The 473-nt window shown below is 71.5% G+C and carries 1 protein-coding gene; it reads left to right on the plus strand.

Annotated elements, in window-relative coordinates:
- A partial coding sequence (locus GVL61_RS24450) for an ATP phosphoribosyltransferase regulatory subunit (protein WP_200845017.1) occupies positions 1 to 473 on the plus strand: 473 nt, incomplete at both ends.

The raw sequence follows: 473 nt of genomic DNA on the forward strand, positions 1-473 counted from the left end.
CGGGAGAAGCGCTCGATCTCCAGACGTTCAAACTGGTCGACCAGCTGTCCGGCCGGTCCATCGGCCTGCGGGCCGACATGACGCAGCAGGTCGCCCGCATCGACGCCCACCTCCTGAACCGCACGGGCGTCACCCGGCTCTGCTACTGCGGTCCCGTGCTGCACACGCGCCCCGACCGGCCCCGCGCCACCCGCGAGCCGCTGCAGTTCGGCGCGGAAATCTACGGCCATGCCGGCATGGAAGCCGATCTGGAATCTGTGCTGCTCGCGCTCGACTGCCTCAACCTCGCCGGGGTCCAGGGCATCAGCGTCGACCTGTCGGACGCCCGCATCGTGCGTGCCTTGCTGGAACCGGCGGCGCCGGACCCGCACACCGTGCGGAAGATCCACGCCGCGCTGGCCGCCAAGGATGCGTCGGAACTCGCCAGCGCATCGGCCCAGCTGCCCGCCGCCACGCGCGACGCGCTCATGGCG

The sequence above is a fragment of the Novosphingobium sp. 18050 genome (assembly GCF_902706195.1).
Taxonomy (GTDB): domain Bacteria; phylum Pseudomonadota; class Alphaproteobacteria; order Sphingomonadales; family Sphingomonadaceae; genus Novosphingobium.